The 25706-nt window shown below is 60.4% G+C and carries 22 protein-coding genes; 9 read left to right on the top strand and 13 right to left on the bottom strand.

Annotated features, from left to right (window positions below; translation table 11 throughout):
- Positions 1-4: 4 nt before the first annotated feature.
- Positions 5-958 carry a chromate resistance protein ChrB domain-containing protein gene (locus tag PSEMAI1_RS0111535; protein ID WP_024303027.1) on the bottom strand — a complete coding sequence of 318 codons (954 nt, stop codon included), beginning with the start codon at positions 956-958 and terminating at the stop codon, positions 5-7.
- Positions 959-1087: 129 nt separating this feature from the next.
- On the opposite strand from PSEMAI1_RS0111535, the gene PSEMAI1_RS20590 reads away from it, so the two are divergent.
- Entirely contained in the window at positions 1088-1282 is a 195-nt protein-coding gene (locus tag PSEMAI1_RS20590; RefSeq protein WP_304412735.1) for a metal-sensing transcriptional repressor, read from the top strand.
- 196 nt (positions 1283-1478) lie between these two features.
- On the opposite strand, the gene PSEMAI1_RS0111545 is transcribed toward PSEMAI1_RS20590, so the two are convergent.
- The 3 genes from PSEMAI1_RS0111545 to PSEMAI1_RS0111555 all read right to left on the bottom strand — a co-directional run bounded on the left by PSEMAI1_RS0111545 (position 1479) and on the right by PSEMAI1_RS0111555 (position 3576).
- On the bottom strand, positions 1479-2495 hold the full coding sequence (locus PSEMAI1_RS0111545; RefSeq protein WP_024303028.1) for an NAD(P)-dependent alcohol dehydrogenase: 1017 nt from the start codon (positions 2493-2495) through the stop codon (positions 1479-1481).
- Between the two features lie 120 nt (positions 2496-2615).
- On the bottom strand, positions 2616-3017 hold the full coding sequence (locus tag PSEMAI1_RS0111550) for a carboxymuconolactone decarboxylase family protein (protein WP_024303029.1): 402 nt from the start codon (positions 3015-3017) through the stop codon (positions 2616-2618).
- Positions 3018-3030: 13 nt separating this feature from the next.
- A complete protein-coding gene (locus PSEMAI1_RS0111555) occupies positions 3031-3576 on the bottom strand; it encodes a flavodoxin family protein (protein ID WP_024303030.1) in 546 nt (181 codons plus the stop codon).
- Between the two features lie 150 nt (positions 3577-3726).
- On the opposite strand from PSEMAI1_RS0111555, the gene PSEMAI1_RS22195 reads away from it, so the two are divergent.
- Both PSEMAI1_RS22195 and PSEMAI1_RS20595 read left to right on the top strand, forming a co-directional pair.
- On the top strand, positions 3727-3909 hold the full coding sequence (locus PSEMAI1_RS22195) for a LysR family transcriptional regulator (RefSeq protein ID WP_232219897.1): 183 nt from the start codon (positions 3727-3729) through the stop codon (positions 3907-3909).
- 62 nt (positions 3910-3971) lie between these two features.
- Positions 3972-4679, top strand: a complete 708-nt coding sequence (locus PSEMAI1_RS20595) for a substrate binding domain-containing protein (RefSeq protein ID WP_232219898.1) — start codon at positions 3972-3974, stop codon at positions 4677-4679.
- 169 nt (positions 4680-4848) lie between these two features.
- Here PSEMAI1_RS20595 and PSEMAI1_RS0111565 read toward each other — a convergent pair whose 3' ends face one another.
- Positions 4849-5274, bottom strand: a complete 426-nt coding sequence (locus PSEMAI1_RS0111565; protein ID WP_232219899.1) for a TonB-dependent receptor plug domain-containing protein — start codon at positions 5272-5274, stop codon at positions 4849-4851.
- A 107-nt stretch (positions 5275-5381) separates the two neighbouring features.
- Between PSEMAI1_RS0111565 and PSEMAI1_RS0111570 the strand changes: the two genes are divergently transcribed.
- Together PSEMAI1_RS0111570 and PSEMAI1_RS0111575 are read left to right on the top strand one after the other, a co-directional pair.
- On the top strand, positions 5382-5861 hold the full coding sequence (locus tag PSEMAI1_RS0111570) for a LysR substrate-binding domain-containing protein (protein WP_024303032.1): 480 nt from the start codon (positions 5382-5384) through the stop codon (positions 5859-5861).
- Between the two features lie 380 nt (positions 5862-6241).
- Positions 6242-9679, top strand: a complete 3438-nt coding sequence (locus PSEMAI1_RS0111575) for a pyruvate carboxylase (protein ID WP_024303033.1) — start codon at positions 6242-6244, stop codon at positions 9677-9679.
- Positions 9680-9818: 139 nt separating this feature from the next.
- Here PSEMAI1_RS0111575 and PSEMAI1_RS0111580 read toward each other — a convergent pair whose 3' ends face one another.
- The 3 genes from PSEMAI1_RS0111580 to PSEMAI1_RS0111590 form a co-directional block, all read right to left on the bottom strand.
- Positions 9819-10982, bottom strand: a complete 1164-nt coding sequence (locus PSEMAI1_RS0111580) for a M20 aminoacylase family protein (protein WP_198019606.1) — start codon at positions 10980-10982, stop codon at positions 9819-9821.
- A gap of 113 nt (positions 10983-11095) precedes the next feature.
- Positions 11096-12343, bottom strand: coding sequence for a diaminopropionate ammonia-lyase (locus PSEMAI1_RS0111585; protein ID WP_024303035.1), 1248 nt, complete (start codon positions 12341-12343; stop codon positions 11096-11098).
- A gap of 86 nt (positions 12344-12429) precedes the next feature.
- Positions 12430-13725 carry a Zn-dependent hydrolase gene (locus PSEMAI1_RS0111590; protein WP_024303036.1) on the bottom strand — a complete coding sequence of 432 codons (1296 nt, stop codon included), beginning with the start codon at positions 13723-13725 and terminating at the stop codon, positions 12430-12432.
- A 186-nt stretch (positions 13726-13911) separates the two neighbouring features.
- On the opposite strand from PSEMAI1_RS0111590, the gene PSEMAI1_RS0111595 reads away from it, so the two are divergent.
- On the top strand, positions 13912-14421 hold the full coding sequence (locus tag PSEMAI1_RS0111595) for an Lrp/AsnC family transcriptional regulator (protein WP_024303037.1): 510 nt from the start codon (positions 13912-13914) through the stop codon (positions 14419-14421).
- 284 nt (positions 14422-14705) lie between these two features.
- Here the strand turns inward: PSEMAI1_RS0111595 and PSEMAI1_RS0111600 are convergent, their stop codons facing one another.
- From PSEMAI1_RS0111600 to PSEMAI1_RS0111625, 4 genes are read right to left on the bottom strand one after another with little or no spacing between them, the layout of a single operon-like run.
- Positions 14706-15977, bottom strand: a complete 1272-nt coding sequence (locus PSEMAI1_RS0111600) for an EAL domain-containing protein (protein ID WP_198019607.1) — start codon at positions 15975-15977, stop codon at positions 14706-14708.
- A gap of 33 nt (positions 15978-16010) precedes the next feature.
- Entirely contained in the window at positions 16011-17165 is a 1155-nt protein-coding gene (locus PSEMAI1_RS21340; protein ID WP_198019608.1) for a PleD family two-component system response regulator, read from the bottom strand.
- Positions 17166-17181: 16 nt separating this feature from the next.
- Positions 17182-18405 (bottom strand): EAL domain-containing protein, encoded by a 1224-nt coding sequence (locus tag PSEMAI1_RS0111620; protein WP_029770669.1) that lies wholly within the window; start codon positions 18403-18405, stop codon positions 17182-17184.
- A gap of 22 nt (positions 18406-18427) precedes the next feature.
- Complete coding sequence (locus tag PSEMAI1_RS0111625; RefSeq protein ID WP_084612684.1) at positions 18428-18892, bottom strand: Hpt domain-containing protein; 465 nt, start codon at positions 18890-18892, stop codon at positions 18428-18430.
- 166 nt (positions 18893-19058) lie between these two features.
- Between PSEMAI1_RS0111625 and istA the strand changes: the two genes are divergently transcribed.
- From istA to PSEMAI1_RS22420, 3 genes are read left to right on the top strand one after another with little or no spacing between them, the layout of a single operon-like run.
- Complete coding sequence (gene istA / locus PSEMAI1_RS0111630; RefSeq protein ID WP_029770402.1) at positions 19059-20276, top strand: IS21 family transposase; 1218 nt, start codon at positions 19059-19061, stop codon at positions 20274-20276.
- The gene (locus tag PSEMAI1_RS22415; RefSeq protein WP_304412732.1) at positions 20276-20704 is read left to right on the top strand and encodes an ATP-binding protein; all 429 of its coding nucleotides are present in this window, start codon (positions 20276-20278) and stop codon (positions 20702-20704) included. Before istA ends, PSEMAI1_RS22415 begins: the two co-directional genes overlap by 1 nt.
- A 38-nt stretch (positions 20705-20742) precedes the next feature.
- On the top strand, positions 20743-21060 hold the full coding sequence (locus PSEMAI1_RS22420; protein ID WP_304412733.1) for an ATP-binding protein: 318 nt from the start codon (positions 20743-20745) through the stop codon (positions 21058-21060).
- On the opposite strand, the gene PSEMAI1_RS20905 is transcribed toward PSEMAI1_RS22420, so the two are convergent.
- A complete protein-coding gene (locus PSEMAI1_RS20905) occupies positions 20985-25577 on the bottom strand; it encodes a CHASE domain-containing protein (protein ID WP_084612685.1) in 4593 nt (1530 codons plus the stop codon). The genes PSEMAI1_RS22420 and PSEMAI1_RS20905 overlap by 76 nt on opposite strands.
- Between the last annotated feature and the right edge of the window lie 129 nt (positions 25578-25706).

Genomic DNA, 25706 nt, shown 5'->3' on the forward strand with positions numbered 1-25706 from the left:
AGCCTTACGGTTTGGCCGAGCCCTGGAAGTGGGTGTACAGCGAGTCCAATACGCTGCTGATGTCGGCGAGCAGCTGGTCATCGTCCGCTATCCGGTTGCGCGCGCCGCCCAGCACGGCTTCGAAGCCGATTCCCTCGGGCACCACGCTGCCGCCGACATCGAGCGCGTGTACCAGTTCGCCAAGTCGGACCAGTGCCGGATCGTGCTCGAGGCCGAAACTCGCCAGCAGTACCTCGAACGTCACTCGTTCCCCGATATGGGAGAACGTCGCCCCGTCGAAATCGAAGCCCAGCGCCTCCACCGGGCAGGCGTGAATGTCGGTCAGCCAGATGAAGCGGGCGGCAGGGTCGATGAAGCGGCGGATCAGCCAGGCCGAGGCGACACGATCGACCCAAGGGCGAGCCCGAGTGGCCCACAGCCGTTGCTGGTAGTCGGTCGGGTCGAGATGGGGGATTGCGCCGCCGACCGCCAGCGGTTCATCCGGCGAATAATGGCGGGTCAACCGCTTCTCCGCGTCGTTGCATTGCCGGCGGGCCGACTCCAGCGGCTCGCCGGCAAAGAAGTCGCTGGCCGCGATCGTTTCCAGCTCCTTGCGCAGTTGGCGCAGGCTGCGGCGGGCCTCGCTCTCCGACTCCGGCAGTTGTGCGAGCAACGCGGCCAGCGCCTCGCCCCATTGCAGGTAGGGCTCGCTCCGGTCGAACAGTGCGCGCCATTCCGCTTGCAACGTTGGGTCGTCTTCCACCACCTGCAGCAGGTAGGCCAAGCCATCCGCGGCCAGCAGTTCATCGCGCAGGTTCGCCAGAGCCTGACGCAGCTCGCTCCGGGCCGGCAGCAGGTAGACGCCGTCGCGCAGTGCGGCGGCGCCGATCGCTTTCATTTGCCGCCAGAGTCGCACGCGCAGGCTGCCGTTTTGCCCGGCCACGCTGGTGACCAAAACGAGCCAGTGAGTCTGATCCATTCCACCTCCTTTGAAATGAATATTACACCATTTCTAATGTTATATATATTACATTTATCGCAAATATCATTACATTAACCATGACTGAGCTGGGGTGCTGAAGCAAGTCTGGCCACCTGAAGAGCATCATTGCCATGCTCGAAGGGACGCGGTTGCCTGGACATTGCCCAGCAGCTTCAGGCCGTCGAGAGCGCCGTCGCCAACGCCAAGAAAATCCTGGTGCATGACCATATCGACCACTGCCTGGAACAGGCCATGCACGAGGGTTCGCGGAGCGCGGACGATACCCTGCGCGAGTTCAAAGAGATCACCAAATACCTATAGGGGCGTGCGTCCGTCTGGGCTACACCAAAACAGGATGACTACCCGGCAAGCGAGAGATTGTGATGAACTGGAAAGAAGGGCTACGCCAGACCGGTGTGACGGCGGCGCTGGGCGCCGCGCTGTTATTTGGCGCAGGAACACCGTTTGCCAAACTGCTGTCGCACAACGTGAACCCATGGCTGCTGGCGGGGCTGCTCTATCTTGGTTCCGGCATCGGCCTGTCGTTGTACCGCAGCCTGACGCGGACAGCTCCTGTGCGCTTGTCGCGCCATGAGATGCCGTGTTCCGCGCAGAAATCCAGCATCTCCTGCGTCTCGCGGATACCACCGATCAACGAACTGGCGATGCGGCGGCGCTTCAGGATCAGCCCGAACACGTTCGGCGCCGGGTGCGGCTCGGCCGGCGCGCCCACCAGGGCCATCGTGCCGTCGCGCTTGAGCAATTCCACGTAAGGATCCAGAGCGTGCGGAGCGGCGACCGTATTGAGGATGAAATCGAGCTGGCCGGCATAGCGCGCCATCTGTTCGGGGTCGGTGGAAACGCACACCTCACCCGCCCCCAGACACTTGCCATCCTCGATCTTGCCGGCCGACGTGGTGAACAACACCAACTGCGCGCCCATGGCATGCGCGATCTTGACCCCCATGTGGCCCAGCCCGCCCAGACCGACGATGCCGACCTTCTTGCCCGGACCCGCGCCCCAACGACTCAGCGGCGAGTAGGTGGTGATGCCGGCGCACAGCAAGGGGGCGACACCGGCGAGGTCCTGCTCCTGGTGACGGATGTGCAGGACGAAGGATTCCTTGACCACGATACTCTGCGAGTAACCGCCGTAAGTGTTTTCCCCGCCGAGCAGCGGACCGTTGTAGGTACCGGTAAAACCGTGGTCGCAGAACTGTTCCTCGTGGTCGTGGCAGGACGGACAATTTCCGCAGCTATCCACCATGCAGCCGACACCGGCCAGATCCCCTACCTTGAAATTGCGTACCTGCTTGCCGACGGCGACGACACGGCCGACGATCTCATGGCCCGGCACGGACGGGTACAGCGTGTTGCGCCACTCGTTGCGCGCGGTATGCAGGTCGGAATGGCACACCCCGCAATAAAGGATCTGGATCTGCACATCGTCCGGACCCGGCGTGCGACGTTCGATTTCAAAAGGAACCAGCGCGCTGTTGGCGTTCAATGCCGCATAGGCTTTGGCCTTGCTCATGGCGATTTCTCCGTTGAGTGGCTGAGGTTTCGATACCGGCTATTGTCCCGAGAACCGGGCGTTCACCCATAGCCGGATCCGGCGGATTGCTTGCCTAAAACCCCGGAAGTTCAGAGCCCTTCACTCACCACTCACTTGACCGGGCGCGGCAGGCTCCGGCCCAGCGGGAGGCAATTGATCGAGGCCGATGCCGCGCTGAGCGAAGATATCCTTGATCGCCGCCACCGCCGAAAAGGCATTCGGCCAACCGGCATAAAACGCCAGGTGCGTGACAATCTCGGAAATCTCGCCAGGGGTCACACCGTGGTCGAGCGCCAGATTGGCATAGTGCTGCATGGCCATGGTCTGGTTGTGCGCGATCAGGGCGGCCAGCGTCACCATGCTGCGTTCGCGGGCCGGCAGAGTGGGCCGCTGCCACATGTTGTCGACGATCGCATCCTGAGTGAGTTGGGCGAGCATCGGCGAGACCGAGCGCACGTCTTCCAGGGTGATGGCGGAACGAGGAGAAATCGGGGTGGACATAGCAGCATTCTCCTTATTTGAATTGGCGCGCGATTTCAGCGACACGCTGGCCGAGGTAAGCCGCAGTCTGCAGGTCGCTGTCGATCGGTGAAAGTTCGGGCGCCACATCGTCGGACTGCGCCATCGCGCCCAGCCAACCGCCGATGCGGTTACGTTCGTCCGCCGAACGACCGGGGAACAGATCGAGCCCGACCCAGATCATGCCGTGCTGAGCCGCGAACAGCGCCATGGTGATCAGCGTATTGAGCTTATCGCCGTGCTGGGCGCCGGAGTTGGTGAAGCCGGCGGCAATCTTGTTGCGCCAGCTCTGCGGCAGCCACGCGGGACGGGTGGACTCCTCCATGACTTGCTTGAGGCGGGCACTGACCGTGCCGTTATAGGTGGGCGAGCCGAAGATGATGGCGTCGCTGGCTTCCAGCGTTTCCCACTGGATCGGGCCGTCGGCCACGGCAACCAGTTGTACTTCTGCGCCGGGCACCTGGCGCACGCCTTCGGCAACCGCCTGGGCTTGTTTGGCGGTGTGGCCATAACCGCTGTCGTAAACGATGGAAATCAACATTGCGTTCTCCTGGTCGGATCCCTGCTGGGATCAGGTCATCGATGGCGCCGATTATGGACAAGGAGATTCACGACCAGAACTCATGGCCAGGTTGATGATTTCCCAACTTGAAGTTGATAATTGTAGAACTCAGCTACCGGTTGATAAGTCATGGACTCATCGCAGCGCGTGCGCGCCATCCTTTCCTTCGTACAGGCGGCCCAGGTCGGCAGTTTTGCCGCAGCGGCACGTAGCCTGGGCATTTCCTCGGCGGCGGTGAGCAAGAATGTCGCGAGCCTGGAGCGCGCGCTTGGCGTACGCCTGATGAATCGCACTACCCGCTCGCTCAGCTGACGGCAGAGGGTCTCACCTTCCTGGAACAAGCACGCATCGCGCTGGATGCGCTGGATGCTGCGGTGGATACCGTGGCCGCACAGCGTGTGGTGCCGACCGGGCGCGTGCGCATTTCGACCAGCGCCGCATTCGGGCGCGATCAGGTGATGCCTGCGCTGCCGGGATTGCTGGAACGCTATCCGGCGCTGAACGTCGAGGTGGACTTCGATGACCGCCGGGTCGACCTAGTGCAGAAGGGCTACGACCTGGCCATCCGGGGCGGGCAGATCGCCGACTCCGCCTTGGTATCGCGCCCGATTTGCCGCCTGAACATGGCGTTGGTCGCTGCTCCCGCCTACCTGGCCCGGCACGGGATTCCACGGACACCGCAAGATCTGCAACAGCATCGTTTGATCGCCCGGCGTTTTCTCGGCGGCCGGCTCTCGCGCTGGGCCTTTCGGCAGGAGGATGGCAGCCTGGCTGAGCTCGACCCGGCTGCCGCCATTGTCACCGTGTCAGCCCCCGAGGCCCTGGTGCAGGCGGCACTGTCTGGCCTCGGCATCGCCCAGGTAGGCATCCACCACGCCTGGGCCCATCTGCGCGCCGGTTCGTTGAAGGTGGTGCTGGCCGACTGCCACCACCCCGGCACCTACGAGATGGTGCTGCAATACCCCCACCGAGCCTTGCTTGCCCCACGGGTGCGCGCCACCGTCGACTACCTCCTCGAGGCGTTTTCCCATGATGAAGCCTTGCATGTGCCGCTGACGGCACTGCGAGAGTGCGCAGCATAACTTGGCCAACAGATTCAGTGATGCGTTGCCTGATGGCGGGCTGGCCAAGACCGTGAGGAAAGAGATGCCAGCAGCCAATAACAGGCTGGTGCGCAAGCCTGCCATGAACGTGTGCGACAGCACCAGCAGCGCACCGAACACTGCAACCGCCAAGTCCGGATAGCGCGGCTCAGCCAGCCGGCCCCTTCACCACCTCGACACGCTCGGTATTGGACAAGTCACGGTAGTACAGCGCGTCGTCGCGGATGCCGTCGACGAACATGTCGCCCAGGGCGTTGAAGCCGCGGATGTAGAACTGGTCGCGCTGGCCGTCGCCGTTGTTGAACGACACGCCGGGGACGTTCTTGAGCACGTCCTGCACCGAGCGCGCGCCCTGGTCCTCGATCAGACTCTCGGTCACGACGTTCACGGTCTGCGGAATGTCGCGCAGCGGCGCCTTGATCTTGGTCGCCGTCGTCGAGACGACGGCTTGGTAGGTCTCGGGAGCCGCTTCGGAAGAGGCCTCCACGTGGACGGTCGGCAACTCGGTGTCGGCAAAGGCCGGCAGGGCGAGCGGGAGATAGGCCGCCGCGACGGCAGCAGCAATGCGCTTCATGGTCATTAGTTCCCCTTGCACATAAAAATCTTTGTAAATTCTTGTAAAATATGTGCGAGTGATAATTTTTATCATTCACGCCGTCAAAGAGTTATATGGCAAGGGGAATGACTCCCACGCCCGTCCGGAGCGAGCGTCACTTTGGCTGCCTGAAGGGACTCAGCACCGACCGCCTGGTTCTGGTCACTCCCGAAGGACACCCGCTCAGTCAGCGCCAAAAGGTCATTTTCACCGACGTGCTCGACTACCAGCACGTCAGCATGCATGAAGGCAGCACACTGCACGCCTTCCTGCTGGATCTCAGCGCCCAGCATGGCCATACCCTCACCCTGCGCATCCAGCTTCGCAGCTTCGAAGGCATGTGCCGCATGATCGAGACCGGGGTCGGTATCGGCATCCTCCCGGAGTCGGCGGCACTGCGCCATCAGCAGACCATGAAGCTCGCCGTGATCGAAATCGACGAAGAATGGACGTTGCGCAAACGAAGTGTGCTGGTACGGGACATGGAAGCCCTGCCCGGCTGCGCCAGGGTGCTGGTGGCGGAACTCATGGCCTCGGGATCGGGCGGGAGCGATCACGCGGCTTAGCCGGCTACCTTGATCAGGTTCTCGTCGCACCTGACCGATCAGCCACGAGACAGGGTGTGCTCGTCCATCCTCTATCTATCGATAGCCCAGGCATATCACCACATTTCATTCTTCGGAATTTACGTATCAGGCTCCGGACCTGAAAGTACCGATATCGCAGCCATCGTCATAGAAACACGATGAGCCGGCCCTCTCAGCCCGCCTACCAAGCCATGCCGTCGTTTAAAGGCTAATCGGCGCCCACTACAGCAAATCGCTGGAATTGCTCACGGTAGAAGGTATCTGTAGTGCGTTCGATTCAGGCGCCGTAGCGAATGACGCCGCTTTGATTTCGTTTCAGCAGAGAGACCGACCATCCCTTGATAAAGACCCAAGCATCCATGAAGCCCATCCAGTCCATCCTCATCGCCAACCGCAGCGAGATCGCCATCCGCGTGATGCGCGCCGCCAGCGAGATGAACATCCGCACCGTCGCCATCTACGCCGACGAAGACAAGCTCGCCCTGCACCGCTTCAAGGCCGACGAGGCCTACCAGGTCGGTGCCGGCAAGAAGCCCATCGCCGCCTACCTCGACATCGACGACATCCTGCGCATCGCCAGGGAAGCCAACGTCGACGCCATCCACCCCGGCTACGGCTTTTTGTCCGAGAACCCCGACTTCGCCGAGGCCTGCGCCGCGGCGGGGATCGCCTTCATCGGTCCTCGCCCCGAGGTGATGCGCCAGCTCGGCAACAAGGTCTCCGCGCGTGAACTGGCCGAGCAGGCCGGCGTGCCGGTGGTGCCGGCCACCGGGGCGCTGCCGTACGGCCTGGCCGAGGCGCAACGGATGGCGGCCGAAGTCGGCTACCCGCTGATGCTCAAGGCGAGCTGGGGCGGCGGCGGGCGCGGCATGCGCGTGGTGGAGAACGAGGGCGAGCTGGCCGGCGCGATGGAGGTGGCACGGCGCGAGGCCAAGGTGGCCTTCGGCAACGACGAGGTCTACCTCGAGAAGCTGGTACGGCGCGCCCACCACGTCGAGGTGCAGATTCTCGGCGACAGCCACGGCAACCTGGTGCACCTGTTCGAGCGCGACTGCTCGGTGCAGCGCCGCAACCAGAAAGTGGTCGAGCGCGCCCCGGCGCCCTATCTGAACGAGGATCAACGCACCGCGCTGTGCGCGGCGGCGCTGAAGCTGGCGCGCGCGGTCGACTACACCCACGCCGGCACCGTCGAGTTCCTGATGGACGCCGACACCGGCGCGTTCTACTTCATCGAGGTCAACCCGCGTATCCAGGTCGAACACACCGTGACCGAGGCGGTCACCGGGGTCGACATCGTCAAGGCGCAGATCCGCATCACCGAGGGCGCGAAGATCGGCGACGAGGACAGCTTCGTGCCGGCGCAGCCCGACATCCGCCTGTCCGGCCACGCGCTGCAGTGCCGCGTCACCACCGAGGACCCGGAGAACGGCTTCACCCCCGACTACGGCCGCCTCACCGCCTACCGCAGCGCGGCGGGCTTCGGCGTGCGCCTGGACGGCGGCACCGCCTACAGCGGCGCGGTGATCACGCCGTACTACGACTCGCTGCTGGTCAAGGTCACCGCCTGGGGCCACAGCGCGGCCGAGGCCAACGCGCGCATGGACCGCGCGCTGCGCGAGTTCCGCATCCGGGGGGTATCGAGCAACCTGGCTTTCCTCGAGAACGTCATCGCTCACCCCTCCTTCGTCTCGGGCCAGTGCACCACGCGCTTCATCGACAGCACGCCCGAGCTGTTCCAGTTCGCGCCGCGCCGCGACCGCGCCACCAAGCTGCTGGAGTTCCTCGGCAACGTCACCGTCAACGGCAACCCCGAAATGAAGGGCCGCGCCGTGCCCAGCCCGATGCCGGGTCCGGCGCGCCGGCCCGACCTCAAACTGGCCGGCCCACTGCCGACCGGCACACGCGACCGCCTCCAGGCACTCGGGGCCGAAGGCTTCACGCAATGGATGCGCGAGCAGAAGCCCGTGCTGATCACCGACACCACGATGCGCGACGCGCACCAGTCGCTGTTCGCGACGCGCCTGCGCTCGGCCGACATGCTGGCGATCGCACCGCACTACGCCCGTCTGGCGCCACAGTTGTTCTCGCTGGAGTGCTGGGGCGGCGCGACCTTCGACGTGGCGATGCGCTTCCTCAAGGAAGACCCGTGGCAGCGCCTGGCGGGCTTGCGCGAGGCGGTGCCGAACGTCCTGCTGCAGATGCTGCTGAGGGCCTCCAACGCGGTCGGCTACACCAACTACCCCGACAACGTGGTGCGCCACTTCATCGCCCAGGCAGCCGAGGGCGGCATCGACCTGTTCCGTGTGTTCGACTCGCTCAACGCCGTCGACAACATGCGTGTGGCGATGGACGCGGTGCGCGACACCGGCAAGCTGTGCGAAGCGGCGATCTGCTACACCGGGGACCTGTTCGACAGCCGCCGGCGCTACGACCTGCGCTACTACGTCTCGATGGCGAAGGAACTGGAGCAAGCCGGCGCCCACATCCTGGCGATCAAGGACATGGCCGGCATCGCCCGACCGCGCGCGATCACCGCGCTGGTCAAAGCGCTGAAGGAGGAGGTCGGCCTGCCGATCCACTTCCACACCCACGACACCAGCGGCATCGCGGCGGCGAGCGTGCTGGCGGCGATCGAGGCCGGGGTGGACGCGGTGGATGCAGCGCTGGACGCCATGAGCGGCCTCACCTCGCAGCCCAACCTGGGCTCCATCGTCGCCGCGCTCGAAGGCTCGGAGCGCGACCCGGGGCTGGACCGGAAGCACCTGCAGCAGCTGTCGACCTACTGGGAAGGCGTGCGCCGCCACTACGCCCCGTTCGAGGCCGACATGCGCGCCGGCACGTCGGAGGTGTACCGCCACGAGATGCCGGGCGGGCAGGTGACCAACCTGCGCGAGCAGGCGCGCTCGCTCGGCATCGAGGCGCGCTGGCCCGAGGTGGCCGAGGCCTACGCCCAGGTCAACTTGCTGTTCGGCGACATCGTCAAGGTGACCCCGACCTCGAAGGTCGTCGGTGACATGGCGCTGTTCATGGTGTCCAACGGCCTGACGCCGGAAGACGTGCTCGACCCGGCCAAGGCGATCGACTTCCCCGAGTCGGTGGTGTCCCTGTTCAAGGGCGAACTGGGCACGCCGGCGCACGGCTTTCCCGAGGGGCTGCAGCGCAAGGTGCTCAAGGGGGAACCGGCGCTGACCGGACGTCCGGGGGCCGTGATGGCGCCGGTCGCTCTGGACGGCAAGAAGGCCCAACTCGCCCAGACCCTGGGCCGCGACGTCAGCGAACAGGACCTGGCCTCGTCGCTGATGTACCCCAAGGTGTTCCAGGACTTTGCCGAACACCAGGCGCGCTACGGCGACGTCTCCACCGTGCCCACCACGGCGTTCTTCTACGGCCTCACCGAGGGCGAGGAAATCGCCGTCGAGCTGGAGCGCGGCAAGACCCTGGTGGTGCAGCTCTTGGGGAGAGCCGACACGAGCGACGGCCACGTCAAGCTGTTCTTCGAACTGAACGGCCAGCCGCGCCTGGTCAAGGTGGCCAAGGACGGCGTGCAGGCGGCCTCCCAGCACCCGCAGGCCGACCCGGACAACCCGCACCACGTCGGCGCGCCGATGCCGGGCATGGTCAGCACCGTCGCCGTCCAGCCCGGCCAGGCGGTGGCCAAGGGCGACACCCTGCTCACGCTGGAGGCGATGAAGATGGAGGTGGCGGTGAAGGCCGAGCGCGACGGGGTGATCAAGCAGGTGCTGGTGAGCTCGGGCAGCCGCATCAACAACAAGGATTTGCTGGCTGTCTTTGCTTAAGGAGTAGCACTGTCAGGAGTGTGTGTCTTGCCCCGTTTCTCGCAAGAGGAACGGGGATTTTTTTTTGATTCTCTCCACCTGCGATTCTCGATGAACGAGTCATGGCAAGGCCTACGGCCTCCATGTTCAGTCAGCAATATCAGGCAGGAAGGCGAAGCCGAACGATCTCGGCAAAGTACTGGGCGCCGGTCGACAGCACCTCGTCGTTGAAGTCGTAGCAGGCATTATGCAAGGGAGTGCTGCCCCGCCCCTCGGCGCCATTGCCGATGAAGACGAAATTGCCGGGCACCACCTGCAGAAACGCGCCAAAGTCCTCGGAAATCATCATCGGCGCGATATTGCCGTCGACACGCTCCATCCCCACGATATTGGCCGCCGCCCTCAAGGCCACGGGAACACAGTCCGGAGTATTGATGGTGGGGGCGAATTCATGGGTGTACTCGACCGTGCACTCCGCGCCATGCATCCGGCAGATTCCGTCGCAGATCTCGCGCATGCGGGTTTCCAGGAGGTTCTGCACTTCGGGGGTATAACTGCGGGTGTCGCCTTTGATGGTGACGGTCGTGGGGATGGCGTTGCGAATGCCGTCCGTGAACAATTCGGTGCAGGAAATCACCGCCGGCAGGCTCGGGTCCAGGCTGCGCGACACGATGGTCTGCAAGGCCAGCACGATCTGGGAGGCAATCACGATCGGATCGATGCCCATGTGCGGACGTGCCGCATGGGTGCCGCGCCCTTTAATTGTGATCACGAAATTGTCTTCGCTGGCCATAATGCCGCCAGCGCGGGTGGCGATATGTCCAGCCGGCATACCCGGCATATTGTGGGCGCCGTAAATCTCGTCGACCGGAAAACGCTCGAACAGGCCATCGCTCATCATCGCTTTGGCACCTCGACCATGCTCTTCCGCCGGCTGAAAAATGAAGCGCACGGTGCCGTTGAAGTCCCGCCGCTCGCATAGAAGCTTTGCGGCACCGAGGATCATCGCCATGTGCCCGTCGTGGCCACAGGCGTGCATTTTCCCGGGGATTTCCGAAGCATGGGCCCGGTCGGCCGCCTGCTCATGAATGTTCAGCGCATCCATGTCGGCACGCAGGCCAATGACACTGGAACCGGTCCCAACGGTGAGGCTGGCCACGAGGCCGGTTCCACCGATCCCGCGATGAACCTGCAAGCCCAAATCCGATAACACGTTTGCAACGAAGTCGGCTGTGTCGACCTCCTCAAAGCCGGTTTCCGGATGGCGGTGCAGGTGATGACGCCACTGCGTCAGTTGCTGGATGAATGAGGAATCCATCGTCATCTCATACTTCCCTTCTCTTGGCGGGTTATTCGCGGGCGAATTCTTACGGGGGCAGCCTACGGCACGGCGAAGGGGCAATGCTTTTATCGCCGGCCGTAACGTGCTGCTTGTGCTTACGCGGTAGCGGGCTGTCGAACGCCGCTATTGAGCCAGGAAGCCTGGCGTTCCAGAACGGACTCGGCAGACTCGGATACCAGCCCCTGATAAACAGAAGGTGCAGTAGCGGCTTCCGTATTGATGACGAGAACGCGGGAATCGGCATCGAGACATACGGCCTTCGACTTCTCGGCAGACTGACGCAATACGTGTAGCCCGGCGAGCCCCGCCGCGCCAGATTCGCCCGCTACGACGGGGATATCGCTCCCGTTTCCCGACGCCAGTAAGCGCATGGCGGCGACTGCATCGTCATCTTCAATCGTCATGAAGTAGTCGACACCGGGCTGCAGAATCTGCCAGGCCAATGGAGAGGTTTCACCGCAGGCCAGGCCTGCCATGACCGAGTCGACCGAACCGGTGGCCTTGGCGGCCTTTCCTTGCGCGGCGCTCTGGTAGAGGCAATCCGCCTGCTTGGGCTCGACCACGACAAACTGGGGGCGGCTCTCGCCATGGAATTCCCATAAATAGCTCACGATGCCGGCCGCCAGACCACCCACACCACCCTGGAGGAAGACATGGGTGAAGGCGCTCGGTTTGTCTCGTTCGGCACCAGTTTGCTCGATAATTTCCGCCGCGATGGTGCCGTAGCCCTGCATCACGTCGCGGGGGATGTCTTCATACCCTTCGTACGAGGTGTCCGACACCACATGCCAGCCGTTCGTTGCGGCCAGGCGTGCGGCCTCTTCAACGGATTCATCGTAGTTGCCGGTGATGCGGACGATTTCAGCATCATAGGCGGCAATGGCCTGCTCGCGCTCAAGGCTCACATTGGCATGCAGGACGATGACGCAACGGCACCCGATGGATTGGGCCGCCGCCGCCAGGGCCCGGCCATGGTTGCCGTCGGTGGCGCTGATCACCGTGAACGCTTTGAACAGTTCCTTGTAATGTCCGCTAATCAGCTCTTTGGCATCGAGCTTGTGCTCCGGCCACAGCCGGAGGATGAGGCGGATCAAGGCGATCGGGGCGCCCAGCGCCTTGAAGCTGCCCAGCGGAGAACGGACCGACTCATCCTTCACGCACACTTTGGCAACACCGAGTTTCTCGGCGAGATTGGGTAGATTCCAGAGCGGCGTGGCGGAGCGATTGAGTTGGCTCCAGTGCGAGAGCCATTGGCGGCTCTCATGTGCCTGCTCAAGGTTCATGATGTTCTTGAGCACGGAGGGATACTGGGAGAAGGTTACACGTTCGTTGGCGATCAGCATGAGTGTTCCTGTAGTGAAATGAAGAATGGTGGGATAAGGGGCCAGCAAGCTAGCTCTCCCCCGTGAAAGCGGTACGGGAATCTGGCTTATCCCCGTTCATATAACTGGTTCATGATCGAGTCCGCGCCGATGCGTCGCAGCACCACATCCAGCAGGACTTGCGCGCCGTTGATCAGCTGGTCATCGTCGGTGTGCTCACGTGGGTTGTGACTCACGCCGCCACGGCTCGGAACGAAAATCATGGCGGACGGCGCAATGCGCGCGATCATCTGGGCATCGTGACCGGCTCCGGATGTCATGCGTCGATGCGTAAAGCCGAACTGCTCGGCGGAGGCTTCAATCTCGTCGGCCAGAGTGGTGTCGAACACCACCGGTTCAAATCGGACGAGCCGCTCGGTGCTGATTTTCACGCCCTCCTGTGCTGCCACTTTTTCCAGGAAAGCGGCAAGTCGCTGTTCGGCCGCCTGGAGCCGCAGTTCGTCGGGGTCGCGCAGGTCGACCGTCAAGGTGGCCTTTCGTGGAATGACGTTGATAAGGTCGGGCTCCACGCGCAAGGAACCGACGGTGGCCAGCGTGGTTCCCTCGGATGCGTTCGCCAAGTCACGCAGGAACGTCACGATCGCAGACGCCACCCAGCCTGCGTCATGGCGCAAACGCATTGGCGTCGTTCCTGCATGGTTGGCGTTGCCCTGGATGGTGACCTTCTGCCAGGAGATGCCCTGCAGGTTTTCCACGACGCCGATCAGTTTGTTTTCCGCCTCCAGCACCGGGCCTTGTTCGATATGTAATTCGAGGTACTCGTGCGGCACGATGGAACCCGGCTCGAGATCGCCGGCATAGCCGATACGCTCCAATTCATCGCTCAACCGGGTGCCATCGGTACCGATGGTCGCCAGCGCCTCCTCGACCGAAAGGCCGCCTGCGTACACCAAAGACCCCATCATGTCGGGCTGGTAGCGCACGCCCTCCTCGTTGGTGAAAGCGCCGATAGTGATGGAACGCCCCGGTTTCATGTCCGCCTGGCGGAAGGCTCGGGCGACCGCCAAGCCAGCCAGAACCCCGTAGCAGCCATCCAGTGCACCGGCGTTCTTTACCGTATCGATGTGCGACCCGATCATCAGCGGCGCCTGGCTGCCATCGTCGCCCTCCGAGCGCAGCGTCCCGAAAACATTGCCGATGCGGTCGATGCGGACATCGAGTTCGAGCTCATGCATCCATTGCACCACGAGGTCACGGCCGGCTTTCTCGTCATCCGTCAACGCAATCCGCGTGCGCCCACCGGCCACTTGATCGGCTCCTACTTCACCTAATTCACGCAACTGTTCCAGCAGCTTCGTTCCGTCCACCCTGAGGTCGGCATTTCCTTCCCTGCGGCTCATCATCGGTCGTCTCCTTGTGATAGTTGTGTGATCAACGGTCGCCCACTCGAATGCCATTCAGGGCACCTCTTGTTGTCCTGCCAATGGCGTAATAATATTTCGCAACATGCGGGTTTTTTTCGCTTTTATGCTGAGCGCAGCGCAAATTTATTCCGACTTTCGACAGGCAACCACAAAGGCTTTTCACCCATGACCACAACCCTGGATGTCTACGATCGAAAGCTGGTGGCCGAGGTACAACGAGACGCCCGCCTGCCTCAAAGTGAATTAGGCGCCCGTGTGCACCTTTCGACGGCGGCGGTGAACCGGCGCTTGAAGCGTTTGGCCGATGAAGGGGTGATCGAGAAGTACACCGCGGTGGTGTCGCCGGAAGCCTTGGGCTATTCCCTGACCATCGTGGCGCAAGTGGAGGTGGAGAGCGAACAGATCGATCGTCTCGATGAAATGAAGCGTAGCTTCCAAGCCTGCCCGCTGGTGCAGCAGTGCTATTACGTGACGGGCGAATGCGACTTCGTTCTCATCATCACCGTACGCAACATGGAGCAGTACACCGAGCTGACACGGCAGCTCTTCTTCCAGAACAACAACGTCAAACGGTTCAAGACGCTAGTGGCCATGAGCCGCGTCAAGGTGGGCCTGGATGTGCCCGTGGATGCGGGACAGTGGGAGCAAGCCTTTCCGGAAAAAGCGCCAGTGTGATGTTTATGCGGTGCTCCTGAGCCGGAGCCCGTGATCGACGGCGGCCGCTTCATTTCAAGGGTAACAGCCCGGTCAGTACCGTCTTTCCGGGCCAGATGGCATTGTCAAAACCAAGTTATCCCTGGCAAAGCCGGCGGGCACGCTAATAACAAGCTGCCCCGCTGTTCTGGCAGGTCACGCCCCCAAGAAACGTTTCCCTACGCGCAACGTTCGCCCGAACCGATAGAAGCCCGAGTATGCGGGGCAAAGAGCTGATCGCATCAATTTAACACCGCTGCAAACACTTACGTCTGACCAACCATCGACCTTTCACTAAAGAGATCCCGCTGGCGATCTTCCCAATCGGCTATCCAACCAGCAATCTCTGCTGCTAGCATCGGTTTGGCAATAAAATATCCCTGAGCCAAGTCGCAACCGGAAGCACGCACAAATTCCCAATCCTCCCGATCTTCTACCCCTTCCGCCACTGTCTTCATACCCAGTTGCCGTGCCAGTTCAAGGCTTGCCATATAGATAGCACTCAGCGAGGTATCCCTGGAGGCTCCGTGGACGAAAGTTTGATTGATCTTGATTTCATCGAATGGAATGTTACGCAGTTGGGTAAGTGAAGCATGACAACTGCCGAAGTCATCGATGGAAAGGAAGATGCGCTTCAGGCGCAGCCTCGCCAGAATATCGAGGGATGGTAACGAATTGTTTATCAAGCCGTTCTCGGGTACCTCCAATATCACGGTGGACCGGGGAAGACCGGATTTTTCCACCATTCGCGCCACATAATCAGGCAAATCCAAAGAATTAAGGTGCTCGATTGGAATATTGATGGCCACCTGCAGAGGCAGCCCCTTATCGTGCCAAAGCTTGGCTTCATGGAGTGCGCTCGCCAACACGGTCTTGGTCAGGTCATCGATCAGTTCATGCTCTTCAGCCGTGCGAATGAACTGAGCGGGCAACAATAAGCCATCATCGGGATGTTGCCAGCGAACCAATGCTTCAATTCCCGTCACTGCCCCTGTCGCGACATCCACCTTTGGCTGGTAATAATTGACTAGATGCCCATTGGAAATGGCCCAGAGCAACTCATCGGCGGGGTAAGTTTTCTGCTTGGCCTGAACCGGTGTGACAATGCGCGAAGCCTGGGTTTGCAGCAACTGCCCAAGCACTTCGGACGCTACCGGTTTCTGCAAAACGCCAAGAACCTTCAGATGCTGCGCCTTGGCCAACATTCTTGCCGTTTGCAAGACCCGCCCATCCTCGCCGCTAATCAGTATCAAACCACCTGAATATCCAATTCGCCCCAAATGGCGCACGAACTCCACGCCGTCCATTTCGGGCATTTGCAGATCACAACAGATCAGATCGAACTCCTGAAGGCCGTTTTCGAGTAGGGACAGGGCCTGATGACCGCTCTCGCAAAGAGTCATCTTGTCGTAGCCAAGGAGGTTGAATTGGCGAGACAGGAGCTTGAGTGCGAATGGCTCGTCATCAACAAGCAGAATATTCATCTGGTTCTCTCTGTAAATTGAGATGGTGAAATATTGGCTGACCAAGCGCAGCAAGAAAGAATCTTTCCCTTGGTCCTCCAATGCTCTCTATGGCACTCTTGGGGCATGTAACCCCAGCACGCTGGAAACCTTGGCCATCAGCTTGCTGCGATCAAAAGGTTTCACTATGAAATCACGAGCACCCGCTTTCAGGCTTTCAATAACGACCACACCTTCAGATCGACCAGTCAGCATGACCACGGGTATGTTGGCAAGACCGGGAACCGCTTTTATTTTCCGCAAAGTTTCAATGCCGTCCAGATCGGGCATCATTACATCCATCAGAATCAGGTCAGGCAATGTTATTCGCAATATAGAAAGAGCCTCAAGCCCACTGGACGCATAAATCAATTGATAATGCTCCTCGTGGAGGATCCGACCAACCATCTTGCGCAGAAATTCATCATCGTCGACAACAAGTATTGTGGGCCGAGAAGAGAACGTGGTCTTGCCGGAGTTATGTGGCAATTCGGATGGAAATATATGTTGCAATCTATCCAACAACTCTTTGAGTGGCTGGAGCGTCTCTTGCCTGATTTGCGCAAATTCATGCCGCAATGCGGCAAGCTCCTGGCCATCGATTGCATTGTGCCCACCGGCTGGTGCAAGTCGCTGTGAAAAACGGTCCAGCACCGAACCAAGTCCCTGTTCTGCCTGGCTAAGCGCACGAGCGGCCATAGTGATATGCGTGTTGTAATCGGCCCTATTCTGTTCTGGCCGGCTCTGTCGCTGCGAGAGGTGGCTGCCCTCTATTTCGATTTCCGATTTCGTTGAGGAGGGGCGAATTTCACGTGCTGCAAACCCTCGTAGAGCGTTATGAACGGACATCTTCAGACGAGGTGCATCGAGAGTCATCGGCCAGAAAAGAACATAATCTTCGAATATTCCTTCTCGGCACATGGCATAGGCACGCTGTACCTCATCTTTGTGACAGAGAACAATGGCCTGGTGACGCGGCCAGACACTCTTGTCATTGAGATGAAGCAGGTCGAGACAATGTCGTCCAGACACCTCTATGTCATTAAATGCAAAGACTAACACATCAGGAACATACTGTTCTACCGCATCATCTATCTTATCCGGGTTACCAGAAATGAAAACACGATCAAACTCCGTGATCAGCAAATTTCTCACAAGATGAGCATCGACACTATTTTCAGAAACAATCAGAACAGTCGCCTGCCGTGGAGAAGAATGACTCACGATCGCTCCTTCTATTTCATAACCTGGTGGACAACAAATCCGGAACACGCTCTTGCCACTCTTCCAGCCACCCCGGCAACTCATCAAAATGCATCGGTCTGGAAATAAAATAGCCTTGCGCGAGTTTACACCCGGTATGACGAAGGAAATCCCAGTCCTGACGGTCTTCTACCCCTTCGGCAACCGCATCGATGTCGAGTTGCTTTGCCAGCCCGAGGCTAGTATCGTACAACGCCCGCAAAGTTTTATTCGTCCAGGCCCGGTGAACAAAACTCTGATCTATTTTGAGTTCATCGAAAGGGATATCGCGCAATTGAGCAAGAGTGGAATATCCTGTCCCAAAATCATCGATCGACAAACCAAACCGCATCAAACTCAGGCGTGCCAACGAATCCAGCACAAACCGAATGTCCGATATCTGGCGGCTTTCTGTAATCTCCAGCACGATATCCGCAGGCGCTATTCCGACTGTTGAAGCCAAGTCCATCACAAAATCGGGAAAATCCAGCGAGGCAAGACAGTCCATGGAGACATTGACAGCAACCCGAAATCCGAGTCCAGCCCTCCTCCAGGATTTGGTCTGCCGGAATGCGTTGGCAAGTACATTGCGAGTAAGCTCATCGATCAGGCCATGCTTTTCGGCTAAACGGATGAACCGGTCGGGATACACCAAACCATCATCGGAATGTTCCCAGCGGACCAAGGTTTCCACGCCCACCACCTGCCCGGTTGCCACAGCAACTTTTGGCTGATAGTGATTCACCAGCTTGCTGTCATTAATCGCCAAGGCCAAGTCTTCGGCATGATAAGTTTTTGCTGCCTTCGGTAAATGGGCAGGCTGGAGTTGTATCCACTGTGAAATCAGGGTGGCGAGTGCATCGGGGCTCACCGGCTTCCCCAGACTTCCAAGGAGCGTGATGCGATGAGCCCGCACCAGCTTTTCGACTGTTTGTAATAATCGATCATCCTCGCCACTCACCAGGATGAGGCCGCCTTGGTATTGGCGGTCAACCAACTGGCGGACAAACTGAACTCCATCCATTGTCGGCATGTTCAGATCACAGAGGATGAGGTCGGAAACCATTTCTTGTGCATCCAGCGCAGCCAGCGCCGCTTGCCCACTGTCACACAGGGTCACCTGATGCAGCCCCAGATTCCCTAGTATCCGGGCAAGCAGTTTGAGCATGAAGGGCTCATCATCGAGCACCATGACTCTGACATGAGACAGGTCTATCATCATTTTCCTTTTTGCGACAGGCCGGCTATGGCGTCAGGTAAGAATCCAAATAGGCGTCGACGCAAGCCATCTCCGTCTCAATACGAGCCAGCAACGCGGACGAAGCTTTGACTTCATCCGTCCTGGCCGCCTCTTCGAGTTCGGCGCATAAATCCCCCAGAGCCAGTGCCCCCACTGAACGGGAAGAGGATTTGAGCCGGTGGGCCACAGCCCCCGCTTTGACGATATCTCCGGAATGATAGGCACTCTGCAATTCGAGCAACGCTTTTGCCGCACTGTTTCTGAAATCCAGCAAGAAGTCGCGGATTACAGAAGGATCATCTCCAACCAGCGCTGCCAGCACACTGACATCCACAGGGTTTGATGACTCCTCCACACCAACGGGTGTAATCATGGGTGTTGTCCTGGATTCGGCCGGTTGCGATAGCCATTTCGTCAGCATGTCTTGTAGAGAGGAAAGCTGTGTCGGTTTGCTCAGATAGTCATTCATTCCGGCCTCTTGGCAACGTTGAGCCTCGCCCTGTGTCAGGCGACATCGTAAATTGACCCCCTAGCGACACGAAGAACTGACCCCCTTGTTTGCAAGGAGGCAGTCGTTGGAAACGCAGTATTCAGCGAGTCATCCTGTACCCCGTGAGGTTTGTGGAGTACGGGAGATGTTGGAGCCGGAAGCAGTAACGGCAATCGTTCGACTGGGGCAATCCGGCTGGGGGGCGAAGCGGATTGCCAAGACGCTGGGAATCGCCCGAAATACCGTGCGGCACTATTTGCGTGCCGGCGGCCCGGTGCCATACCAGCAGCCGCAACGCAGCGGCGTGCTCACCGGGCACGAGGCCTGGCTACGTGAGCAGTTTCTAACGCACAAGGGCAACTGCGACGTGGTGCGTCAGCTACTGGCTAAGGAACACGGTATTGCCACCAGCCTGCGCACCGTTGAACGCGCCTGCCGGCCATATCGGCAGGAGCTTGAAGCCAGCCGGCGAGCGACGATCCGGTTCGAGACTGCTCCTGGCGAGCAGATGCAGATCGACTTCGGCCAAGTGCGCATCCAGATCGGTGGCGAACTGGTGCGTGTGTACCTGTTCGTGGCGACGCTTGGCTACTCGCGCCGTGGCTTTGTTTGCCCATTCCGTCACGAACGGCAGAGTGCTTGGTTTGGCGGTATCGAAGCGGCGTTCGAGCACTTCGGTGGACGGGTGCAGACTCTGCTGATCGATAACGCCAAGGCCCTCGTGGTCGAGCACGACATGCAGACCCGGCAGGTCCGCTTCAACAGCCGCTTCGAGGCGTTCTGCCGGCATTGGGATGTGCGCGTGAAGGCCTGCGCGCCGTTCCGTGCGCGCACCAAGGGCAAGACCGAGAACGGCGTTGGCTATGTGAAGAAGAATGCTATCGCCGGTTACACATTCGAGAGCTGGGCCGCATTGGAGGCTCACTTGACCCGCTGGCAGCGGGAGGTGGCCGATACCCGCATCCACGGGACGACCGGCATGGCGCCCAAGGAGCGGTTCGACGGCGAACGTCCGCATCTGCGTCCTGTTGCCGGCATAGTGCCGTTCCTGCAAGTGCGGGAGCTGATCCGTCGCGTCAATGCCGAAGGCTGTGTCGAGCTCGATACTAATGCCTACAGCGTGCCCTGGCGGCTGATCGGCGAGATGGTCACGGTCGCTGTACGAGCAGGCACGGTGACGGTCCATTACGCCGGCCAGGAAGTAGCGCATCACGCCGAGTTGGCCGGCAGTCGCGGACGGCAAATTGACCGCGCCCATCTGCTTGGGGTCGTGCCGCCGCTATCCGAGCCGGTCCCGCCACACGGCGGCGCTTTGCTGCGCCCGCTGGCAGAGTATGAGGAATTGGTCGGAGGGGGCTGGTGATGATCGAACCCGACCGACTGGAAGAACTGTTGACCCGGCTGCACTTGACGGCGATCCGGGATCAGCTGGATAGCCTGCTGGACGAAGCGAGCCGTGCCCAAATGACACTGCGCGAAGCGCTGCTGTTCCTGGCCGAGCGAGAGGTGGCCCGGCGCGATACGCGACGCATCCAGATGGGGATGAAGCTGGCTCGATTCCCCTGTGTACGCACGCTGGAGGGCTTCGACTTCGATGCGCAGCCGTCGATTGATCCCGGCCAGGTCCGGGATTTGGCCACCGGGCGCTGGATTGGCCACGGTCAAGCGTTGTTGCTGCTGGGACCGCCCGGAGTCGGCAAGACGCATTTGGCGGTAGCACTCGGGCGTGAGGCGGTAGAGCGGGGTTACACGGTGCTGTTCAGTTCTGCTGCGTCTCTGATGGCTGACTGACGAAGGCGCATGCCGATGGGCGCTTGGAGGAGAAGCTGTTGCAGCTATCGAAACCCAAGCTGCTGATCGTCGATGAATTGGGCTACCTGCCGCTGGAACCGGCGGCAGCGCACCTGTTCTTCCAGCTGGTCTCGCGGCGCTATGAGCGGGCAAGCCTACTGATCACCAGCAACCGCCCGGTGGGGGAATGGGGCCAAGTGTTTGGTGACGCAGTGGCGGCAACGGCCATCCTGGATCGGCTGCTGCATCACAGCCAGGTGGTCACGATCCGGGGAGATAGTTACCGGCTACGCGACAAACGACGGAGCGGCCTGCTGCAGAAGGCGACGGCCGAACCGATTACATCAACTAGTTGATTAACCCTGGGGGTCAATTCCAGATGTCGCCAGGGGGTCAAATCCTCGTGTCGCTTGACACCCTGTCTGGTATTCGCCGTCAGGGCGATGATGGGAATAGGCCGGGCTCCTTGTTCCATACGCCGGATTGTCGCGGTAAGTTGATAACCATCCATTTCCGGCATGTGCAAATCGGTCAAGAGCAGCGCATAGTCACCACTTTGCCAACGCTCCAATGCGGCACGCCCATTGCCGGCGACATCGGCGGTATAGCCGAGCAAGGCGAGCTGATGCAGGATCACTTTCTGGTTGGTCTCGTTATCCTCGGCGACCAGGATCAAGCGCCCATGCCGGCGCGCCTCCTCCCTGGACGCCAACCTCGGCGCCACCTTGGGCTGGACGAAAGAAGAAGGCGCAGACACATCCTGCCCGCCTCGTCCGGCGGCCAGCGCCACCGCGCTCAAAAAGGTTCGGCGGGTGAGCACGTTGCCGTCCACGGTAACCAGATCGGCGGCCTCAGCCCGTGGACGCCGTCTCCGGCCACGTTCGATGACAACGAAACGGACATCGAGCCCCGGCTTGGTGCCGCCGCTCGCGCGCAACCGGTCAAGCGCTAGTGGTTCGTTCCCGGCATCGATGACCCAGATCGATGGACCGGACGTCCACGCTTCGAATGCCAGCTTTGAACTGGGAAGGTCAGGCGCGCACGTGACAATGGCACCGGCCGATTCCAGATAGACAGCCAGATCACCGGCCAACCCCTCGCCCCCACCGATGACGAGACAGGGCAAACCAATGAAGCATTCGTCCTCGTTCTTGTCTTTGGATTCATCCTGGCCAAGCGCAAAAGGAAGGCGCACAGTAAACAGCGAACCCTTGTCGACTTCGCTTTCGACCGCTATCTGCCCGCCCATCAACTGAACCAGCTGATAGCAGATGGCCAATCCAAGCCCCGTACCGCCGAAGCGCCGGGTGGTGGAAGCATCGGCTTGAGAGAAGGCGTGGAAGAGACGCGCCTGGGCTGTTTCATCCATGCCGATGCCGTTGTCGGCGACGCGAATTTCCACCTCCACCTGATCGCGGCCGCTTGCTACCAGCACTGCCCGGACCGACACCTTTCCGGCCCTCTCCAGGCCCGTCGAGAACTTGATCGCATTATTGGCCAAATTGATCAGCACTTGGCGCAGGCGAAGAGGGTCACCCAGAACATGTTCCGGCAGTCCCGGATCGGTAAACAGGGTCAGCTCGATGCCGGCTTTGTCTGCGAGGTGATCAAGCAAGGAACAGACATCGTCCACCACGTTGGCAATGGTCATGGGAACGGTCTCGAGTTCCAGCTTGCCTGCCTCGATCTTGGAAAAATCGAGGATGTCTTCGATGATGCCGAGCAGGGAAAATGCCGAGTCGCGGATGAGCTCGACCATCTCCTGCTGCTGCCCCTTCAGGTTGGTCTGCTGCAAGACATCTATCATCCCGATCACGCCATTCATGGGAGTTCGGATCTCGTGGCTCATCATGGCCAGGAAAGCGGACTTGGCCTGATTGGCCTGCTCGGCCTCTTGGCGCGCGCGCTCCAGGTCCGCAGTGCGGCTGGTAACCTTGCCTTCCAATTCCTCGTTGAGCCGGCGAAGTTTTACTTCGTCATCCTTCCGCTGCGTAATATCCCGCGATAAAACGATGAAGCATCTTGGCGCCCCCGCTGCCACCTCTTTGCGAGCAACCGACAGCTCAAACCAGCGGTGCCCCCGAGGCAGCGACAACTGGATTTCGCGGCCCTGTGACAACCCCTTGGCGCCGGCTTCCTGCAAGGCGACCAATACCTCCTGCGCCGCATCCGGAGGCAACACATCGAAAACCGAACGCCCTAAAAATCTCGCCTGTGCGGCGCTCAGTAGCTCTTTCTTGCCGGCCCATACACTTTGGCACACCCCATTCTCATCCAGTACGACGAGCAAGTCGGGGATGGCCATCAAGGTCGCTTTCAACTGGCGCGCCAGATTGTGACTGGCCTGTTCTGCCTGCTTGCGCGAAGTGATGTCTTCATGTGCCAGCACGACACGGACCGGCCCATCCCCCGGAAAACGCGTGATCCAGCACTGGAACCACAATGGCTGCGATGATGTATGACAGACATATTCGAAACAGCTCTCCATGCGCGCACAGGAGATGACATCCCGGATAAGCGCTGCGATGGAGGAGCCCTCGGCTCCTGCCTGCTCGCAAGCCGTGAAATAGTTCTCTCCTTCGCCAACCCGAATGGCGTTTGTACCTTTTTGTGCGGCAAACACTCGCCAAGCCCGGTTAGTGGCGAGCACGCACCCATCACCGTCTATCACGGCGATATGAGCAGAGAGGGCATCCAGGACAGCCCCTCTGAAGTGCTCGCTCTCACTTAATGCCGCCGTGCGCAGGGCCACCATGGCTTCAAGATGCGTGTTCAGCTCTTTCAACTGATCCTGGCTGGCCTGCAAGGCGATCTCCGCCAACTTCCTGTCATGGATGTCTGCGTATATGCCGGACATGTTGAGAGGCCGGCCATCCTCGTCTCGCACCGTGACACTGCCGTGATCCAGAATCCAGCGCCATTCGCCGGATTTGGTTCGCATCCGATATTCGGCCGAGTAACTGTCGACTCGCCCAGCCAAGTAATCGCTCAATTGCGCTTCTACACGCTCCCGATCTTCTGGATGAACCATTTGAAGCCACTCATCATAGCGGCCTGTCAGTTCACCCGGCTCGTAGCCCAGCATCGTATACCGGCGATCGCTGTAAACGCTCATGTTCGTGCGCAGATCCCAGTCCCAATAGCCTTGCTGACTGGCCTCCATCACCCTCTGCAGCAAGGCCTCGTTGGCACGCAACTGTGCGCGGCCTTCGTTGACCTTCCGGGCAATGCGCACGTTCTGTCCAGCGGCCACCAATACAAAGGTCAGCACGAACAGCGTGACAAACACGCTACCTGCCAAGTACAGCATCGCCGGCACCGACTGTCCCAGCCGCCATGGGGCGAGGGACCACACTTCGAGCAGCAGGTACCGTCCACCCAGGCCACTGATGATGCTGGTCCTGTTCGCCGGCATGGCTCGCAAGGCAGGCGGTCTATTGTCGAACAGAGGGAGTGACGTACTTGAGCCTTCGAGATGGGACAATCGATACGCCACTGCCCCGCGAGCCGCATGCTCGTCCAGGCCCGCGAAAATTTCCTTAAAATAGAAAACACCGACGACAAATCCCTTGAGGGCTGCACGCCTGGCTTCTACCCCAGCCGTCCGGGCATCGAATCCCTGCCGGTAGATCGGCACGAACAACCGCCAGTCGTCTTGCCGACCCACGTCCTTTGAGTCATAAAACGCTTCACGGTCGGCCAGCGTTATCGTAGCCCCGTCCATCGCGCGCTTCATTGCTGCCAGGCTACTAGCTTCCACCCCGACATCCAGTCCAAAGGCTTCCGACCTGCCCGATGACGTGGCAATAAACAGGAAAGGGAAATACTCGCTGCGCTCTCCGGCCGGCTGCAAGCGCCCATAGCGATCCCGCTGCCTGAAAACGAAATCGTCAAGGCCGGCGCTTCGTGCTTCTTTTTCCACGGTTAGCCGGTTTGCCTGCGGCACCCTCGGCACCCACACCAGGGCATGAAGTCCATCAAACAGGTTCAGGGACCGTCGGCTAAACCGCTCGAACTCCTCCCGGCTTACTTCTCCCCTGGTATTGAACAGGTCACTCATGGCCAGGACCGGCTGCAGCTGTTGTGCAGTGCGAGCCGTCAAATAATCACGTGCGTCCTCGCTCGTGGCGCTGAGCAGCGCATTCCACGTTGCACGTTCGGCGTGCCCGAGCCAGACATAACCGGCCAATGCCAGCGCGCAAGTGACAAAGGGTGGCACGGCAAGCTGCAGCATGCTGCTACGCCATTGCTGGCGAACCTCAGGCAATAGCGGCAAGAAGAGTGGGAAGACGAGGAGTACGCCGAGGCTATCGCCCGCCCACCAGGTGCCCCAGGTTGCCAGCAGGGCCTCGGATGGCAGTTGCGCAAACCTATGCAAGGCCGCTATGCCAATCGTGGCAGATATCAGGCAAGCCAACGGTCCACCCAGGAGCAAACTGAAGAGCACATTGCGCTCCTCTTGCTGCGGTTCAGCGTAATTGGCTACCGGCCGCAGCCATCGAGCCCCGACAACAGCCTGTAGTGCTGCCCCCGTGGCCAATGCTGCCGACAAAGCCATCACGGACAGAGAGGTGCTACTTCCTTGTAGGAGACCTCTGCTAAGCTGGTCTGAAACGAAAGCCCCCAGCCACACCGCCGGCCAGCAGCGACCTCCCCATGCCAGCAGCCCGCACAGGGCCACACCTGCGGCTGGCCATAGCGGTGTGGCATAAGAAGTTGGAGCCAGATACAGGCTGAGCTGCGCGCTGCCGAGATAGGCCAACGCCAACAACGACAATTGCAACCAGCGCGAGAGAGGCTGCGTCACCGGACCTGGTAGCGCCGATGAGTCGTCTTGGTTCTCACGAACCTTGAAATGCAAGGATGAAGTCATAGCAGACTCGAGAAATGAACCCTTTGTTCTTATGTCAATGTAAACCACACAACATGAAGTGGCTGGGTTGTTCCTGCCAGGCGAACGAGTCTCAAGCGCCCTTCAAGCATCTATCGGCAGTCCTTCGGC

The sequence above is a fragment of the Pseudogulbenkiania sp. MAI-1 genome (assembly GCF_000527175.1).
GTDB lineage: Bacteria > Pseudomonadota > Gammaproteobacteria > Burkholderiales > Chromobacteriaceae > Pseudogulbenkiania.